Raw genomic sequence first — 18,242 nt, forward strand, 5'->3', positions numbered from 1 at the left:
GGCGAATCTCTCCTCGGACCACTACAGGGTCGGTGCCGGCGGCGACCGGCACCACCACCCCGAGGGTGTCGATGGACAACCCCTCGGGACGGCGCTCCACCCTCCTCGCCGAGCGCGTCGCCGCTCGGGCCTCGCCGCGCTCCGGCCGCCCGTGCAGCTAGGGACGTTCGGCGATGCGCTTGATCGCTTCGAGCCGGCGGTCCCACTGCCGTCCGATCGATTCCAGCTCGCCGGCCAGTTCGCCGAGCCGGGCACCGACCGCCCGGTAGCGGATCTCCCGTCCGACCCGAACCGACTCCACGAGCCCGGCGTCGGCCAGCACGGTCAGGTGCTTGGCGATCGCCTGACGACTGACCGGCAGCCGCCCCGCGAGCGCACTGGCGGACAGGTCCTCGGCGCCGATCGCGGTGAGGATGTTCCAGCGGGTCTCGTCGGCCAGTACCGCGAGCACCGCTGGAACGCCCTTCGGCACATCGTTCACCGGGATTCCAGGAACTCCACCAGATCGCCGAGTTCGGCACGCCAGCCGTCGACATTGCCGTCGTGGGCCGACTGCGGGTCGACGAGTTCCTCGAAGCCGGTCTCCACCATCGTCAACCGGGTGCCGCCGTCGATCTCGGCCAGGTCGAACCGCACGACCGTGGAGTTGCCCGGTACCGGGTCCACATTCGCGTCGCGTGCCCAGCGGTAGATCAGTGTCTTCGGCTCGTCCACGTGTTCGACCAGCACCCGGAAGGGTCCGGCGTCGTGGCCCGTCCAGCCGAACGTGCCGGTACCGCCGGGCGATGCGTCGAATTCGATTCTGTCGCCGAACCATTGCGCGATCAGTGCGGGTTCGGTCAGGGCGGACCACACCTTGGTGGCCGGTGCCGCGATGTCGATGGTGCGGGTGATGTCGAGCGGGGCCATGATCGCCTCCAGTTCGGGTAGGGGTTGTGCAACTCCAGGGTTGCACCTTTCTTCCTCGGCTGCAACCCCCCAGTTGCAGAAATATGTTCGTCGCGACGGCGACTCACCTCTCATCGCATCCGGTCGACGACCAGCACCTGGACGGCACCGAACTGCGGGACGATCCGGCCGATCAGGGCCGCCGGCGGCTCGAGCCGGTGCCCGAACCGCGGATGCGCCGCGGTGAACAACCGGCCCTGCACCCGGGCTCGGCCGTGTCGAGCGCCCAGACGGCGCAGCTCTCGCCGCGTGACAAAGCGTCCGTCCGAGTACGGCGCTCGGCGGGTGGGCCGATCGAGCCACCCCCAAGGGCTGGTCGGGTTCAGGGTGAGTGCGACGATGCGCCCGCCCGGACGAGTGATGCGAGCCATCTCGGTGAGCACCGCCGCGGCGTCGGTGAACTCGAGGGTCGCGACGGTGACGGCCGCGTCGGCCGCAGCGTCCGGCACCGGCAGGCGGGCGGCGTCGGCGCGCACGACCCGGCCGGGTGCCCGGCCGGCCGCGACGGCCAGCATGCCCGCCGACAGGTCCACACCGAGCACACGGGCACCACGGTGAACAAGATGGCACACGAGCCGTCCGGTCCCGCAGCCGATCTCGACCACGGTGCGGCCTGCCACCTCCGGCAGGGCCACATCGATCGCGCCACGCTCCACGGCCCAGGCGTGGGCGCCCCACGGGCTGGCGAACCAGGTGTCGTAGTCCCGGGCCTGCGCTGCGTCACTCGTCATCCAGCGTGCAGAGGGGTGCGCAGCATCGATCTCTTCTCCGGGCGTGCGCTCGAACGGCACGAACGGTTCGTTGGTGGACATGCCGTCGGGATTCCCCTCGCCGGAGTCCGGAAACAGCGGTACGACGAGGCGGGTCTCACGCCGGTGCGAGCCTTCGGACCGCGTAGCTCACGATCTCGGGGGTATGCGCGCTGATCACCACCCGCTACACCCTCGACCAGGTCGCCGAGGCATACGAGGACATGCACGCCGGCAAGAACATCCGCGGCGTGATCGTGTTCGACCGAGCGGAACCGGCCCGCGCCGGCACCCGCACACGGGTGCCGGCGCAGCGGCGTTCGGCAGGACGGGCTCAGGCGACGCGCTCGAGCGAGGTCCCCTCGTCGAGCCGGCGCAGCGTGCGCAAGGTGGCCCACAGCAGCGCGGTGATCACCAGCCCGACGGCACCGTACGCGGGCAGCGCCGCCGAGATCGGCACCAGCGCCGCCACTGCGCCCGCGACCACCGCGCCGACGGAGGCACCGGCGGTGACCTGCGCCGCCCACACCGCGGCGATGCGCCCCCGGTACTCGTCGGGGGTGTGTTTCTGGACCGTCGCGTACCGGACGATGTCGGTGAGCGCGTCGCCGAAGCCGTGCGCGGCCAGGCCCAGCAGCGCCACCGCGACGGTCGCGGTGAGGCCCGCCCCGACGAGCCCAGCGGCGGAGACGGCCATGAGCAGGAAGACCACCTGCCCGGATCGGCGGAGGTGGCCGGTCCAGCCGCTGGTGAGCGAGCCGATCACCGCGCCGACGGCCGGGGCGGTGTAGAGCAGCCCCACCACCGACGGTCCCGCGCCGAGCACCTCGGTGGCGTACTCGGGGACGAGCACCGACCAGCCGGCGAGCAGCATCGTCACGAATCCGCAGACGAGCACGCCGCCGATGACACGGTTCCCCGACGCGTAGCGGAAGCCGCTGAGCACCGAGCGCAGCGGCGACTCGTCGGCGACGTGCGTCGGCGGCAGGGACGGCAGCCGGGTGATGCAGAACGTGGTCACGGCGGTGGTGAATGCCGCGAGAGCGTAGGCCACCCCGACTCCGCCGGCGGCGATGACGACCCCGCCGAGTGCGGGTCCGACCATCGCGCCCAGGTCGCCGGTGAGGGCCATGAGCGCACCGGCCGCCGCCATCTTCTCCCGCGGCAGCAGGCTGGGGGTGACGGCCATGAGGGCGGTCGCGGAGATGCCGCCGCACGCGCCGTCGATCACGGCCGCCACATAGACGACCCACATCTTCGGGTCGGGCAGAAACGCGTTGAGTGCGAGCACCGCGAACGCCACGCCCGCGGTGCCCCGGGCGACGGCGATGACGCGCCGGCGATCGTAGCGGTCGGCGAGCACCCCGCCGACGAACGTGGCGGCGAACGTGGTCACGCCGAGCACCGCCGACACGGCGGCGACCTGCGCGGTGGACCCGGTGAGCCGGTACACCTGCAGCGGCACGGCGACGACGAGGAAGCCGAGGCCGAACAGCGACACGACCCGGGCGGTGAAGATGTAGCGGAATTCGCGGCTGGTGCGCAGGGGGTCGACGTCGAGGACCAGCTTGTCGATCAGGGCCACGGCCGGGTCACCGCGGGGCGAGCAGGTCGTACCACGCCTCGAGCCGCGGTTCGGTGGCCAGCGAGACGAAGTCGACATCCGCGCCGGCGCCGCGCCACTGCTCCACGAGCGCCATCAGACGCACCGAGTCGAGGCCCTGGTCGACGAGGCTGAGCGCGGGGTCGAGTTCGTCGGCCTCGATCTCGAGGAGCCGTGCGATATCGGTGCGGATCGTCTCGCGGTCCAGGATGCCGGACTGTGCTGACATGAGGTCACTCCTTCTCGGTTGCAACGGGTGCGGGGATGCGGGCGGCCGCGGTGAGGGCCTGGACCCAGCGCCGGGCCACGACGGCGACGGTGTGCTCGTCGAGCACCTCGTCGGGCGCAGCGAATTCGCAGTCGAGCACGGGCCCCTCCGGGGTGTCCTCGACGACGGCGTCGACGTGCAGGACGTGGTCGAGCGGCGTGGCCGGGTCGACGGAACCGCCGAGCGCGACGGCCTCGGGTGCGCCCGACCACGGGGCGCCGGTGTCCTCGCCGAGCGTCATCCGGCCGAGGTAGTTGAACACCACCTGGGGCCGCCGATAGCGGTCGAAGACGTGGTCGGGCGCGAGGCGGTGCAGTAGTCCGAAGCCGATGCCGTTGTCGGGCACGGCGTTCAGCGCGTGCGCGACTCGCGCGCGGGCCTCGCGCGCGGCGGCCGCGCCGGTCAGGGCGTCCTCGGGGTCGATACCGGCCAGGTTCAGCGCGACCGGGAACATCGACGTGAACCACCCGACGGTGCGCGCGACGTCGGCTCCGGGCACGACCTGTTCCTCGCGGCCGTGACCCTCGAGTTCGACGCGCACGACGTCGCCGCCGCGGACCGAGGCGACCGCCACGGCGAGCGCCGCGAGCAGCGCGTCGTTCACGGCCCCGGAGGCGAGGACGTCCTCGGTGACCGGCACGGGAACCCGCACGTGCGTCGAGCGCAGCGCCGAGACCGTGTCGCGTGCCGGGTCGAGGGCCCGGACGCCGAGGGGTGGTTCGACCGCGTCGACCGCGGGTTGCCAGGCGGGCAGCGAGGCCCTGATCCGCTCGGAGCGCGCGGCCTCGGCGAGGCCGGTCGCCCACGCCCGGAAGGACGTGCCGGGTGACGTCAGCGCGACGGTCTCGCCGCGTCCGGCCTGTTCGACGGCGTCGGCGAGGTCGGGCACGAGGATGCGCCACGACACACCGTCGATCACCAGGTGGTGCACGGCGACGAACACGCGGCCGGGGCGGTGCGGCCCGAAGTCGAACAAGATCGCCTGCACCATCACTCCGGATTCCGGATCGAGTGCCCTGTAGTCGATTTCGCGTTCGGCAGCGAACCGATCCGCCCACTGCTCGTCGTCGACCTCACCGACCTCGACGCGGCGCACCAGGGTCTCGATGCCCGGTGCGGTCTCGGGGACGGTCCAGCGGGGTCGGCCCCCGGCGACGGCGAACCGGGACCGCAGCATCGGATGGGTGTCGAGCAGCGCCGCGATGGCCTTCCCGAGCGTGTCCACGGTGAGGCCGACGGGCGCGACGAGCAACCGCGCCTGCGAGAACCGCGCGAGGTCGCCGCCCCACGCGAGGGCCTCCCACACGATCGGGGTGATCGGCACGTCGCCCGTCGCGGCGACCGCGGGCACCGCCGCCGGGGCCGTGTCCGTCTCGTCGACCGCGGCCAGGGCCGCGACGGTGCGCAGCTCGAACACCTGCCGGGCCGTGAGCCGGAGCCCGGCGGCCCGGGCGCGGGAGACGAACTGGATCGAGACGATCGAGTCACCGCCGAGTGCGAAGAAGTCGTCGTCGATGCCCACCCGGTCGAGGCCGAGCACCTCGGCGGCCACCTCCGCCAGCACCGCCTCCCGCTCGGTGCGCGGCGCACCCGAGCCGACGAGTGCCCCGAAGTCCGGCTCCGGCAGCGCCTTCCGATCCACCTTGCCGTTGGCGGTGACGGGGAATGCGGCCAGCACGAGCACCGCGGCCGGCACCATGTAGTCCGGGAGCCGCTCGGCGAGCACGGCCCGCACGACGGCCGGGTCCACGTCGCCGTCGGGCACGACGTAGCCGACGAGCCGGCGCACGCCGCGTTCGTCGGTGTGGGCGACGGCGACGGCGTCGCGCACCCCGCGCACCGCGGTCAGGGCCGCCTCGACCTCGCCGAGCTCGACCCGGAAGCCGCGGATCTTGACCTGGTCGTCGCCGCGGCCGAGGAATTCGAGGGTGACACGGCCGTCGCCGGCCGGGGCCCGGCGCACGACGTCGCCGGTGCGGTACATGCGGGTTCCCGGCGGACCGAACGGGTCGGGCAGGAAGCGGGTGCCGGTCAGGTCGGGGCGGCCGAGGTAGCCGCGGGCCACGCCGGATCCGGCGACGTACAGCTCACCCGCGACGCCGACCGGCACGGGGCGCAGCATCCGGTCGAGGACGTAGGCGGCGGCGCCGTGCACGGCCCGGCCCAGGCACGGGGTGTCGGCGTCGGTGACCTGTCCGACGAGCGAGTCGACGGTGCACTCGGTGGGCCCGTAGAGATTGAACGCACGTCCGTCGGTCAGCTCCCGCAACCGCCGCCACAGCGCCGGGTTGACGGCCTCGCCCCCGAACCCGACCGTGGCGGGCCGGTGTCCGCCGTCGAACAGCCCGGCGGCGACCATGCGGTCGAGGAACGACGGGGTGACCTCGAGGAAGTCGAGTTCGTGTTCGGCGACGTACGCGACCATCGCCTCGGGATCGCGCAGGGTGTCCTCGTCGAACACGTGCACGGCGTGGCCGTCGAGCAGCCACAGCATCGGCTGCCACGAGGCGTCGAACCCGAACGACCAGGCGTGCCCGACGCCCACGCTCGTCCGGCCCGCCCCCGCCACGGTGGGCACGTACAGGTCGGCGCGGTGGCTGTCGAACAGGTTGAGCAGGTTCGCGTGGGTGATCGCCACGCCCTTCGGCAACCCGGTGGAGCCGGACGTGTAGATGACGTACACGGGGTGCTCCGGTCGGAGCGGTGCGGTGCGCTCGTGGTCGGCGACGGGTGCGGCCGGGCGGGCCCCGACGCCGGCACGGACCGTCTCGTCGTCGAGGTCGAGCACCGGCACCCCACCGAGCACCGGTCGCAGCGTCTGCGCCACGGCACCGTTCGTGACCACGACCCGCGGCCGCGCGTCGCCGACCATGTGCGCGAGGCGTTCCGCGGGGTACGCCGGGTCCATCGGCACGTAGGCGCCGCCGGCGGCGTGCACGGCGCAGAGCGCGACCATCATGTCCGCCGAGCGCGGCAGGGCCAGGCCCACGAGCGTCTCGGGTCCGACGCCCTCGTCGATCAGCCGTCGTGCCAGACGTGCCGACGCGGCGCCGAGCTGGGCGAAGGTGAGCCGCACGGCGCCGCACACGACGGCCGCCGCGTCCGGGGTGCGGGCGATCTGCGCCGCGAGCAGGTCGGCCACGGTGCGGTGCCCGTTCGACGGTGCCGGAGCGGTCGACGAGAGTTCGGGCAGCCGCCCTCGCTCGGCCGGACCGAGGACGTCGAGCTGGGCGACGCGCAGCGACTGTTCCCCGGCGAGCTGGTCGAGGAGGCCCACGAGCTGCCGGCCGAGTGCGCCGGCGTCGGCGGCGGTGAACAACGCCTGCTGGTACTCGAGGGTGAGGGCGAGCTCGTCGTCGAGTGCGGCGACGAGCACCAGCGGGAAGTTGGTGGCGTCGTGACCGCGGACGTCAGTGACATCGAGACCACCGGAGCGCTGCGCGCGGGCGAGGGCGTCGGTGTCGATCGGGTAGCTCTCGAACACGATGAGGGTGTCGAACAGTTCGCCGAGGCCGACGGCGCGCTGGATGTCGGCGAGGCCGACGTACTGGTGCTCCAGGAGCCGGTTCTGCTCGTCCTGGACGCGCCGGAGCAGTTCGGCGGCGGGCTCGCCGGGGCGCAGCGCGACGCGCACGGGCACGGTGTTGATGAACAGGCCGATCATCGTCTCGACGCCGGGAACGTCCGGGACGCGGCCGGACACGACGGCGCCGAAGGTCACGTCGGTGCGGTCGAGCCGGGCGCCGAGGAGAACCGCCCACGCGGTCTGCACCGCGGTGTTCACGGTGACGCCGAGGTCGCGGCAGCGGCGCTGCAGCCGCGCGGCCAGACCGGCCGGCACCGGCACCGAGAGTTCGGCGGGCAGCGTGGCGTCGAGCGACGAGCCGGCCGGGGCAAGCAGCGTGGGTTCCTCGACGCCGGTGAGCGCCTCGGTCCAGCGGCGCAAGCCCTCGTCGGTGTCGCGGTCGCCCAGCCACGCAAGGTAGTCGGTGAACGGGCGGACCCCGGGCAGCGACGCCGGGTCGGCGCCCGCGCCGTAGAGGGTGAACAGTTCCTGCATCAGCAGCGGCGACGACCAGCCGTCGAGCAGCAGGTGGTGGGCGGCGAAGATCAGCCGGTGCCGGTCCGGTGCGAGGCGCACGAGGGTGAACCGCACCAGCGGCGCGGCCGCGACGTCGAACCGGGTGGCGCGGTCGGCGGCGACGAGGTCGTCGCTGCGCTCCTCGAAGGGCCGAATGTCACATCGCGTCGATCTGACCGAAGCGGTGTGACATTCGGTCACGGGGGTGGGGTCGTGTGTGAGGTCGACGTCCGTCCACCGCAGGCCGGGGTCCCGGAGAACGACGCCGACGGGGTCACCGGCTGCGGTCGTGCGGAATCCGGTGCGCAGGGTCGCGTGCCGGTCCAGCAGCGCGACGACGCTGCGCCGCAACGTGTCCCGGTCGAGGTCGCCGCGCAGATCGAGGACGGTCTGCATCGAGTACACGTCGGTGCCGGTGCCGTCGTCGAGACCGGCGAGGAAGAACATGCCGCGCTGCAGCGGCGTGAGCGGTACGACGTCGTCGATCGGGCCGAGTTCGGTGGTGAGCGAGGCGAGTTCGGGCAGCGCCAGCCCCCGGTAGGTCAGGTCCGACGGGGTGGGTCCGCCGGCGCCGGGGGTGCCGGCGTGCCGGGCCAGCGCGGCGAGCGCCTCCACCCACCGGCCGGCGACGAGGGCGACGGTCTCCTCGTCGAGGACGCCCGCCGCCGTGAATTCGCAGACGATCTCGGGGCCGCGGGGGCCGTCCTCGGTGACGGCGTTGACGTCGAGGACGTGGTCGAGGGGTGTGCCGGGATCGACGGCGCCGCCGAGGGCACCCGCCTCCGGCGCGGCGGACCACGCCTGACCTGTGTTCTCCCCGAGCGTCATCCGGCCGAGGTAGTTGAACATCACGTCGGGGGCCCGGTACCCCGGGAAGTGCCGCGTTCCTTCGGGAGCGAGCCGGCGCAGCAGCCCGAATCCGAGGCCGTCGTCGGGCAGGGCCCGCAGCGACTCCTTGACCTGGGCCAGAGCGGTTCCGGCTGCCGCGGTACCGGCGAGGGCCTCGTGCGGGTCGATGCCGGACACGTCGAGCACGGCGGGGTACAGGGTGGTGAACCAGCCGACGGTGCGGGTGAGGTCGGCGCCGGGCACGGCGTGCTCGGCGCGGCCGTGGCCCTCGAGGTGCACGCGCAGCACGTCGCCGCCGCGCACCGACGTCACGGCCAGCGCGAGGGCGGTGAGCAGCACATCCGCGACGCCCGCCCGGTACGCGGCGGGCACGGTGGTGAGGATCTGCTCGGTGACCGCCACGGGTACCCGCACCTCGCGCGACCGCGCGGTGGCGACGGTGTCGCGCGCCGGATCCAGCGGGCGGGCGCCCAGCGGCGGTTCGGTGGTCTCGGCGATCTCCTGCCAGCGCGGCAGAGACTGCGCAATGCGATCGGACGTGGCGGCTTCGGTGAGCCCGAGCGCCCAGTCCCGGAAGGAGGTGCCGGCCGGCTCGAGGTCCGGCGCGGCGCCGCGGCGCACCCGATCGACGGCGGCCGCGAGGTCGGGCACGAGAATCCGCCACGACACACCGTCGACGACGAGGTGGTGCACGGCGACGAACACGCGGCCCGCCACGTCGGGGCCGGCGTCGAGGAGCACCACGCGGATCATCTGCCCGGCCGCGGGGTCGAGGTCAGCCAGCGCGCGGTCGCGTTCGGCCTCGAACAGGGCGCGCCACCGCGCGTCGTCGAGACCTGCCGCGTAGACCCGGCGCACCGCCGTCGCCGCGTCCGGAATACCCTCGGGCACCACCCAGTCCGCGTCGCCTCCGGCGACGGTCAGGCGCGAGCGGAGCATGGGATGGGTGCGCAGCAGTGCGTCGACGGCCGCGACGAGGTGCGCCTCGGTGAGCCCGGGCGGAGCGATCAGCAGGCGGGCTTGCGCGAAGCGCCGCAGATCCCCTCCGTGGTCGAGGGTTTCGCGCACGATCGGGGTGAGCGGCACCGGGCCGGTGGCCGCGCCGGCGGGCCGCGCCGGCTGCTCGTCACCGGTGTCGGACTCGCAGGCCGCGGCGAGCGCGGCGACGGTGCGCAGTTCGAACACCTGGCGCGCGGTGATCCGGACGTCGGCGGCGCGAGCGCGGGACACCAGTTGAATCGAGACGATGGAATCGCCGCCGAGGGTGAAGAAGTCGTCGTCGACGCCGACGCGGTCGAGGCCGAGGACCTCCGCGAACGCGGAGCACAGCGCCGACTCCGTCGCGGTGCGTGGCGCACCGGATCCGGCGAGCGCCCCGAAGTCCGGCTCCGGCAGGGCCTTCCGGTCCACCTTGCCGTTCGCGGTGGTCGGCAGTTCCGGGACCCGCAGGATCGCGGCGGGCACCAGGTACTCGGGCAGGTGGGCGGCGACGGCGGTGCGGACGGTCACGGGCTCGGCCGTTCCGGTGACGTAGCCGACCAGGCGGCGCACGTCGCGGGCGTCGGTGTGCGCGACGACGACGGCGGCACGCACCCCCGGCACGGCACCCAGCGCGGCCTCGATCTCGCCGAGTTCGACGCGGAACCCGCGGATCTTGACCTGGTCGTCGTCGCGGCCCACGTATTCGAGGGCACCGCGTTCGGTGTCGACCGGGTCCGGCAACCATCGCACGACGTCGCCGGTGCGGTACATCCGCTCGCCCCGGCCGGTGAACGGGTCGGCGACGAACCGCTCCCCCGTCCGGCCGGGTTGTCCCAGGTAACCGCGGGCGACACCCCCGCCGGCGACGTACAGTTCCCCGGCCACGCCGGGCGGTGCCGGTCGCAGCCACCGGTCCAGCACGTACAGCCGGGTGCCGGGGGTCGGTCCGCCGATGGTCACGGTGTCTCCCGCGATACGGGAGCAGGTTGCGTCGACCGTGCATTCGGTGGGGCCGTAGCAGTTGTAGGCCTCGACGCCGTCCGCGGCGCCGAGGCGCCGCCACAGCGCCGATCCGACTGCCTCGCCGCCGACGGTCACCTTGGCGGGCCGGGGGCGGTCACCGTCGAGCAGACCGGCGTCGAGCAGTCCGCTCATCAGCACGGGCACGCAGTCGACATGATCGATGCGGTGGGTCCGCACGTAGTCGACGACGAACGCGGTGTCGGTGCGGTGCTCGTCGGGCAGCACGTGCAGGGTGTGCCCGGACAGCAGCCAGGTCAGGGCGGCGACGGCCGAGTCGAAGGCGAACGGGTAGGTCAGCAGCACCCGCCACGTGCCGGACGCCGACCGCATGATCGTCTCTCGCTGCGCGGCAACGAGATCGGTGAGATTGGCGTGGGTGACGGTGACACCCTTGGGGAGGCCGGTGGAGCCGGAGGTGTAGACGACGTACGCGGCGTGACCGGGGCGGAGCGGGCGGAGACGATCGGCGTCGGCCACCGCGGCGGCGGGCAGCGCGGCGAGCCGGGCGCGCAGGTCCGGGTCGTCGAGCACGACGAGGCGCGCGCCGCTGCCGGTGAGGGTCGCTCCGAGTTCGTCGGCGACGGCACGGGTGGTGAGCACGACACCGGGGCGGGCGTCGGCGACCATGTGCGCCAACCGCTCCGCCGGGTACGACGGATCGAGCGGCAGGTAGGCACCCCCGGCGGCGAGCACCGCGAGGACGGCCTCCACGGTGGCGGCGGAGCGTGGCAGAGCCAGGCCCACGAGCACGTCGGGTCCGACACCGAACCCGATCAGCAGGCGCGCGAGCCGCGCCGAGTTCGCCCCGAGCTCCGCGAAGGTGCGCTCTTCGGCGCCGCACACCACCGCGAGGGTGTCCGGACCCGCCGAGGCGGGCAGCGCCGCGACGGTGCCGTCCGAGGGCGCGGCCGGCGCGACGGACCACGTGCCGAGGACGCGACCGCGTTCGGTGCCGGTGAGCAGGTCCAGCGCGGCGGCCGGGCGGTCCGGCGCGGCGGCGAGGGCACCGAGGATGTGGACGAGGCGGCCGGCGAGGGCGGCGGCGTCGTCCGCGGTGAACAGGCCGGGCCGGTAGTCGAGGGTCATGACGAGGGTGTCGGCGACGCCCGCGGTGAGCACGAGCGGATAGTTGGTGGCGTCGCGGCCCTCGACGGCGGCGATCGTGACCCCGCCGGCGCGCTGGGCACGGTCGAGCGCGTCGCGGTCCACGGGATAGCTCTCGAAGACGGTGAGGGTGTCGAACAGCTCCCCCAGTCCCACGTCGCGCTGTACCTCGGCGAGGCCGAGGTACTGGTGGTCGACGGTGCGGGACTGCGCCAGCTGCACGCGCCGCAGCAGCTCGGTGACGGTGGCGCGGGGATCCAGGCGCACCCGCACGGGCACGGTGTTGATGAACAACCCGACCATGGATTCGACGCCGGCCAGTTCCGGCGGTCGCCCGGAGACGGTGGCGCCGAAGACGACGTCGTCGCGGCCGAGCAGCCCGGACAGCAGCAGCGCCCACCCGGTCTGCAGGACGGTGTTGAGGGTGACGCCGGCGTCGCGGGCCAGGCCGGTGAGCCGGTCGCCGAGTCCGGCCGGCACCTCGACGGCGACGGCGGCGGTCGGCGTCGTGGCCCGGGTGGCGCCGGGCGGGGCGACGAGGCTCGGTTCGGTGAGCCCGTCGAGGGATTCGCGCCACAACGCGCGGGCGGCGTCGTGGTCCTGCCTGCCGAGCCACGCGAGGTAGTCGCGGTAGGGCCGGACCGGAAGCAGGCCGGTGGTGGCACCGCCCGCGGCGTAGATCTCGAGGAGTTCGCGCACCAGGATCGGGGTGGACCAGCCGTCCACGACGATGTGGTGGGCGGTGAGCACGAGCCGCACGTCGTCCGGCCCGAATCGCACGAACAGCCAGCGGATCAGCGGCGGCCGCGTGAGGTCGAACCAGTCGCGTAGATCCTCGGCGAGCAGGTCCGCGAGGTGACGCTCCGCGACGTCCGGCTCGAGACCGGTCAGATCGACGCTGCGCCAGGGGGCTTCGGTGCCGCGCACGACGAGGCCGGCGGTGCGGCCGTCCTTGCGGGGGCGGAAGCACGTGCGCAGGGCGGGGTGCCGGTCCAGCAGCGCCTGCGCGGAGGTCCGCAGGGTGTCCTCGTCCACCCGCCCGGTCAGGCGCAGCACGGACTGCACGGTGTAGGCGTCCGGTTCGACGGCTCCGGCGGCACGGGCGGTGTCGTCGGGCGCGGCGACGGTGCTGAGGTATAGCAGGCCTTGCTGCAGCGGCGAGAGGGGAACGATGTCTTCGAGCGCGGAGGTGCGGGTCATATCTGCCTAACGAACGGGTGCGAGGTGCGACGAACACGGCCCCCGGGTCGCCGGACGCGGGGGCCGTGGGTGCCGGGAGGGCTACTGCTGCCGGTTCGCGGGCAGCGCGGCGAGCGCCTCGTCGATGGAATCGAGTGCGAGCAGCGCGGTCTCGTAGGTCGCGGCGTGGGAATGTTTGACCGGAACCAGATTTCCGGCCTGCACGGCGGGCAGGGACTGCCACAGCGGGGAGGCCATCAGCTCCTGCAGCTCGGGCGAGACCGAGCCGTCGGCCTCGACGCCGTAGACGATGACGTCGACGTTCCCGAGGTTCCGGCCGATCTCCTCGACGGAGAGGTACTCGCCGTGCACGTCCTCGGGGTTGGCGGGCTGACCGGGGAACTGCAGGTCGAGGTCCTCGAACAGGTTGGTGGTGTACGACGAGGCGTACTCGCGGAAGAACTCACCGGGCTCGGTGCCGCACACGTTGCAGACGCCGGCGAAGGTCAGGTTCCCGAGGGTGCCGCGGTACTTCCCGGCGATCTCCGCGGCGCGTGCCTCGTACTGCTCCTTGTACTCGCCGTAGGCGTCGGACACGTTCGCGGCGTCGGCGTACTGCTCACCGAGGCCGCGCCAGTCACCGGGGTTGGTCAGGCCGAGGAAGACCACCGGAGCGAGGGCCTCGAGCTTGGCCGTGTCGAGCTGCGACTGCACGCGCGCGGGCACGCCCATGATGATCAGGTCGGGCGCGGCGGCGGCGACGGCCTCGTAGTCGAGTTCGCTCACGGCCCCGTCCGGCGCCACCTTGGGCAGCGCCTCGTACGCGGCCTTGGTCTCCGCGTCCATGTTGTCGAGCTCGCGGGTCCATTCGCAGGCGGCGGCGAGATTCGCGTCGGCCTGGAGCAGCGGTAGCACCGCGTAGCCGCAGGCGACGATGCGCTGCGGGTCGGACGGGATCTCGATCGGCCCGTTCTGCGCCTCGAACGTGCGCGTGGCGTCCGCGGCCGGTTCCTCGCCGGAGCCACCGTCGCTGCCGCACCCCACCAGGCCCACGGCCAGCACCGCCGTCGCGCCGAACACCGCTGCGCGGCGCAGCCGGCCCCGTCCCTCAACCCGCATCGCTTACTCCCACATGTCTGTTCGCCGGGCACCCGCCCGGACCTGATTGGTTAGGCTAACCGAACTCGGTGCGGGCGCCAAGCGCTACGTCCCCGGTCCTGCGCACAGTTGTCTGCGCCGATCCTCGTGCCCCATGAGGGACAGCACGCGAGGACAGCTTTCGTCGCTCCGGATGAGGGGGCCACGAAGGCGCACGGTCCGTAGCCGGTCCGTGCGCCTTCGTAGCAGTTTCGGAAAGGCGCGCTCGCCCTTCGGTCCATCGTGAAGGTGGTTCAGCCGGTGATCTGGCCGAGCAATTCCTCGGCGATGATCTGCCGGGCTTCGGTGAGTATCGAGCCGAGCACTTCCTCACAGCTGGCGACCTCGTGGATCAGGCCTTGGGCCTGGCTGGCCCACCAGAGTCCGCCTTCGACGTCGCCGTTGCCGTACACCTGTTCGCGGCCACGGGCACCGCTGGCCAGGTGGGCGACGTCGTCGAAGGTCGCACCCGTTCGGCGTGAGATGGTGGCGATTTCTTCGGAGACCGAGTTGCGTGCGACGCGGGCGGAGTTGCGGAACTCGCGGAAGACGATGACGGTGTCGCGTTCGGTGTTGTCGACGATCTGCTGTTTGACGTTGTCGTGGATGGGTGCCTCGGTGGTCGCCATGAAACGGGTGCCCATGTTCACCGCGGAGGCGCCGAGCGCGAGGGCGGCGACGAGACCGGCGCCGGTGGCGATTCCGCCGCTGGCGATGATCGGGATGGACAGTGCCCGGGCCGCGGCGGGGATCAGCACGAGCCCGGGGACGTCGTCCTCGCCGGGGTGCCCTGCGCACTCGAAGCCGTCGATGCTGATCGCGTCGACGCCGAGTTGTTCGGCTTTGAGGGCGTGCCTCACCGAGACCGCCTTGTGGATCACCTTCACACCGGCGGCCTTGAACGCAGGTAGGTGCGGTCGCGGGTTGCCGCCTGCGGTTTCGACGATGGTGATGCCGCTGTCGACGATGGCGTCCCGGTACTCGTCGTAGGGCACCGGCCGGATGGTCGGGAGGATCGTCAGGTTGACGCCGAACGGCTTGTCGGTGAGGTCGCGGCAGCGGGCGATCTCCTTGACCAGCGCCTCAGGGGTGGGTTGGGTCAGGGCGGTGAGGAACCCGAGTCCTCCGGCGTTGGCCACCGCGCTGATCAGGTCCGCGGTGCCGACGGCGGTCATGCCGCCGCACACGATGGGGTGCTCGATCCCGAAGGTCTCGGTGAAGATATTGGTGAACAAATGCTTCCTCGGTGTGGGTTGACCGCCGATTGGCGGATGACCGGACTGCTCAGCGATGTCTGCTTCGGTCAGAACGGGAGATTGAATGCGCGAATCGCGTTCTCGCGCAGGAACGCCGTACGGGTCTTCTCGTCGAACTCGAGTTTGTCCAACCCGGACAGGCAGTCGGGTGCCGGCCAGGCGAGGTGGTTGGAACCGAAGAGCACCTTGTGCCGGCCGTGTCCGCGGAGGTAGTCGACGATCTCCGCCGGATAGCGGGAGGTCTTGTATGCGGAGGTGTCGATGTAGACGTTCGGGTACTTCGTGGCCAGTGAAATGGCTTCATGTGTCCATGGCACGCCGATGTGACCCACGATGACCCGGGTGACGTTCGACGATGTCGCCGACCTTGTCGTTGCTGATCAGCGGTCCCGCCGGGGCGTACCGGGCGCTCAACATGCCAGTTCGACGCCCGCTTCGTCCATGCGGTCGAGGGTCCACAACACCGGCGGTTCGGCCTCGGGGATGGTTCCCTTCGACCAGCGGCGCAGGGAGTCCAGGAAGGGCATGTCCAGCCATCGCTGGGTCGGGTGCTGCATCCAGGCATCGATCGTGTCTGTCATCGTTTTCCCTTTCTCGTGTCGGTGGTGTCGGATCAGGCGGTTTCGGGAACGGGGTGGGCCGCTCGGCTGTCCTCGTCGGTTCCGGTCTCTTCCATGTCGCGGTGCCGGGTTTCGGGCAGCATGAGTGCGCAGAACAGACTCAGGAGACCGAAGCCCGCGAGCATCCACCCGACGGCGGCGCTGCCGTACTGGGAGGTGAGGTGCGCGGCCAGCATGGGAGCGGTGCCGCCGCCGATGACCCCGGCGATGGCGTAGGCCATGCCGGCGCCCGTGTAGCGGTACTCGGTGTGGAACATCTCCGGCAGCAGTGCGCCCGCGGGCCCGTAGGAGACGCCCATGATGGCCAGGGTGAGGGCCAGGCCGGCGAGGAACGCGACCGGGGAGCCGGTGTCGAGGAGGGGGAAGAGCACCAGTCCTCCGGGGATGGCCACGAGACAGGAGGCGAGCACCATTTTTCGGCGGCCGATGCGGTCGGAGTGGATGGCGGACAGGATGATCGCGGCACAGAAGACGGCGGCGGCGAGGAGGCCGAGGGAGAGCACTGTGGTGCGGCTCAGGCCGAGGGTGGCAGTGGCGTACGAGGTGAGGTAGGCGGTGCCGATGTAGAAGAACGCGAACATCATCGCCAAGGATCCGGCGGCGAGGAGCAGCTCACGGGGCTGATTCTTGAAGACTCCGAGGAGGGGTCCGGCGCCGGCGCGGCGGGCCTGGGTGGATCGCCGGGCGAACATCGGTGTTTCCTCGACCGCGAGCCGGACGTAGAGGCCGATCAGCACGAGGAGGGCACTGGCGATGAAGGGGATTCGCCAGCCGTAGTCGAGGAACGCCTGCGAGGTCTCGCCGACGAAGAGGTTGACCGCCAGGAAGGTGCCGTTGGACAACGCGAAGGCCAGTGACGGTCCCAGCTGTGGGAATACCGCGTACAGGCCCCGTTTGTCGGTGGGGGCGTATTCGGTGGCCAGCAGGGTCGCCCCGGCCCATTCACCGCCGACGGCGAGGCCTTGCGTGATCCGCAGTGCGATCAGCGCGAGCGGTGCGGCTACGCCGATCGTGGCGGCGCCGGGGAGCAGTCCGATGAGCACGGTGCTGATACCCATCAGCAGCAGGGTGCTGACCAGCGTTTTCTTGCGGCCGATCCGGTCGCCGAAGTGGCCGAAGATCGCGGCTCCGAGGGGGCGGGCGACGAACGCGACGGCGAAGGTGGCGAAGGAGGCGACGGTGCCGGCGGCGGTACCGAGGGCGGGGAAGAAGACCTTCGGGAAGACCAGCGCTGCCGCGGTGCCATAGATGAAGAAGTCGTAGAACTCGATGGTGGTGCCGGTGCAGCTTGCAATGGCGACGCGGCGCATCGGGGTGGTCGGTGGGCTCGTCACCGTGTCGACGGTTCGGGACATCGTGATCTCCTGCTCGGTGGGCCCGTCCGGCTGGCGGAGGGGCTGGGGTACGACGAGCAGTGTGAGCGCCGTTACACCGACCGCTACACCCCCCAAAGTGGGTTGTGTTGCCGGGTAGCTGCTTTCGTGGGTACGTCGTGGGCAGGGAATGTCCGCTGGAGGTGCGGGGCTGCGGGCGGAGAGGGGTCAGCGGATGAGGCCGCGCTCGCGGGCGGCGAGGATCGCCTGCACGCGGTTGCTCGCGTGCAGCTTGCGCATGGCGCTCTTGAGGTAGGACTTGACCGTGTTGGGCAACAGGCCGAGGGTCTCGGCGATCTCCCGGTTGCTCAGACCCCGCGCAACGTGTTCGAGCACGTCGATCTCGCGGGGCCGCAGCACAGTGGGTGGTTCCTGCGATGCAGCCGGCGTCAGCACGGGCGCGAACCGGTTCCCGACCGCCTCGATCCGGGCACGCAGGACGTCGTCCTCGATCTGCCCGGCCAGGTCCGCCAGTTCCTGAGCGATGTCGTGCAGGTCGGCGCGGCTGAGCGCCGGCCGGTCGGCCTGGATATCGGTCCGCATCAAGCTGAGACGCCGCCCTACCTCGTCCTCGACGGCGATGTCGCGCTCGAGTCGCCGGACGAGTGGGGTGAAGCTGTCGAACCAGCGGTCGCCCAGGCGCACGTGGGTACGGGCCGCCAGGTAGATGAGGATGCGAGGTATCCGGTCGACGATGATCGGTAAGGCGGCCAGGGTTTCGATCGCCTCCGGGCGCACGGCGTGGTCGTACACGTGGGTGATGCCCTGGGCCGAGAAGTAGTCGGCCACCGAGACCGGGCGGGCGAGCATCAGCGCCTTTCCGCCGAGTCCCTCACCGTTGCGGACCACCAGGTTCACCGCCGAGCGGGTGCGGACGCCGGTCAGGTCGGTGATCTCCATCGCCACGGCGCCGTGCTGCACCGGCCCGCCGAACACCATGTCCATTCCGGCGTGCTTGCGGAGAGTCTCCAGCGAGCGCGCGAGGATGCGCCGTTCGACCGGCGTACCTGATTCGAATGACGTGATCATGTGGGCCTCCAACTACGCATCTGCCATTGAAGCTAGTGAGTG

Annotated in this window: 12 protein-coding genes; all 12 read right to left on the minus strand. The window is 72.0% G+C overall.

Features of this window, described 5'->3' with window-relative positions:
• Positions 1 to 157: 157 nt before the first annotated feature.
• Complete coding sequence (locus JYA75_RS27095) at positions 158 to 481, minus strand: metalloregulator ArsR/SmtB family transcription factor (protein WP_006931930.1); 324 nt, start codon at positions 479 to 481, stop codon at positions 158 to 160.
• Positions 478 to 909 carry an SRPBCC domain-containing protein gene (locus JYA75_RS27100; protein ID WP_006931928.1) on the minus strand — a complete coding sequence of 144 codons (432 nt, stop codon included), beginning with the start codon at positions 907 to 909 and terminating at the stop codon, positions 478 to 480. Before JYA75_RS27100 ends, JYA75_RS27095 begins: the two co-directional genes overlap by 4 nt.
• Before the next feature lie 110 nt (positions 910 to 1,019).
• Positions 1,020 to 1,760 (minus strand): class I SAM-dependent methyltransferase, encoded by a 741-nt coding sequence (locus tag JYA75_RS27105; protein ID WP_006931926.1) that lies wholly within the window; start codon positions 1,758 to 1,760, stop codon positions 1,020 to 1,022.
• Between the two features lie 271 nt (positions 1,761 to 2,031).
• Positions 2,032 to 3,282 (minus strand): enterobactin transporter EntS, encoded by a 1,251-nt coding sequence (entS, locus tag JYA75_RS27110; RefSeq protein ID WP_029541337.1) that lies wholly within the window; start codon positions 3,280 to 3,282, stop codon positions 2,032 to 2,034.
• A gap of 7 nt (positions 3,283 to 3,289) precedes the next feature.
• Positions 3,290 to 3,529, minus strand: a complete 240-nt coding sequence (locus tag JYA75_RS27115) for a phosphopantetheine-binding protein (RefSeq protein ID WP_006931923.1) — start codon at positions 3,527 to 3,529, stop codon at positions 3,290 to 3,292.
• Between the two features lie 4 nt (positions 3,530 to 3,533).
• Positions 3,534 to 12,806, minus strand: a complete 9,273-nt coding sequence (locus JYA75_RS27120) for a non-ribosomal peptide synthetase (RefSeq protein WP_203329547.1) — start codon at positions 12,804 to 12,806, stop codon at positions 3,534 to 3,536.
• 81 nt (positions 12,807 to 12,887) lie between these two features.
• The gene (locus JYA75_RS27125; RefSeq protein WP_006931919.1) at positions 12,888 to 13,904 is read right to left on the minus strand and encodes an ABC transporter substrate-binding protein; all 1,017 of its coding nucleotides are present in this window, start codon (positions 13,902 to 13,904) and stop codon (positions 12,888 to 12,890) included.
• A gap of 272 nt (positions 13,905 to 14,176) precedes the next feature.
• Positions 14,177 to 15,157, minus strand: coding sequence for a nitronate monooxygenase (locus JYA75_RS27130; protein ID WP_203329548.1), 981 nt, complete (start codon positions 15,155 to 15,157; stop codon positions 14,177 to 14,179).
• A 68-nt stretch (positions 15,158 to 15,225) separates the two neighbouring features.
• Positions 15,226 to 15,510 carry an amidohydrolase family protein gene (locus tag JYA75_RS29000; protein WP_065923003.1) on the minus strand — a complete coding sequence of 95 codons (285 nt, stop codon included), beginning with the start codon at positions 15,508 to 15,510 and terminating at the stop codon, positions 15,226 to 15,228.
• A 78-nt stretch (positions 15,511 to 15,588) separates the two neighbouring features.
• Complete coding sequence (locus JYA75_RS29005; RefSeq protein ID WP_232334113.1) at positions 15,589 to 15,759, minus strand: hypothetical protein; 171 nt, start codon at positions 15,757 to 15,759, stop codon at positions 15,589 to 15,591.
• A gap of 32 nt (positions 15,760 to 15,791) precedes the next feature.
• Positions 15,792 to 17,153 (minus strand): MFS transporter, encoded by a 1,362-nt coding sequence (locus JYA75_RS27140; protein ID WP_065923004.1) that lies wholly within the window; start codon positions 17,151 to 17,153, stop codon positions 15,792 to 15,794.
• Positions 17,154 to 17,339: 186 nt separating this feature from the next.
• Positions 17,340 to 18,200: a LuxR C-terminal-related transcriptional regulator gene (locus tag JYA75_RS27145; RefSeq protein ID WP_065923005.1), complete on the minus strand. Its 861-nt coding sequence runs from the start codon at positions 18,198 to 18,200 to the stop codon at positions 17,340 to 17,342.
• Positions 18,201 to 18,242 lie beyond the last annotated feature (42 nt).

It is taken from the genome of Rhodococcus sp. PSBB066 (assembly GCF_017068255.1).
GTDB classification, from domain to species: domain Bacteria; phylum Actinomycetota; class Actinomycetes; order Mycobacteriales; family Mycobacteriaceae; genus Rhodococcus; species Rhodococcus aetherivorans.